The 201-nt window shown below is 43.8% G+C and carries 1 protein-coding gene; it reads left to right on the plus strand.

What is annotated here, in order from left to right:
* The coding region (locus tag H4J67_RS20275) for a cadherin-like domain-containing protein (protein WP_182204976.1) at positions 1 to 201 on the plus strand (201 nt) is incomplete at both ends.

The following is a 201-nucleotide window of genomic DNA, read 5'->3' on the forward strand; positions in this document are numbered from 1 at the left end:
CGCCACGGGCAATGTCCTCGATAATGCAGAAAGTGCAGATGGACCATTAACTGTCACCAGTTTTACTGTTGGTGGAAATACGTACAATGCAGGTGATACGGTTACCCTTGCTGAAGGTGAACTCATCTTAAATGCAGACGGTAGCTATACCTTCACACCAAATGATAATTTCAACGGTGCTGTGCCTGTAATTACTTACAT

The organism is Colwellia sp. BRX10-4, from assembly GCF_014077465.1.
GTDB lineage: Bacteria > Pseudomonadota > Gammaproteobacteria > Enterobacterales > Alteromonadaceae > Colwellia_A.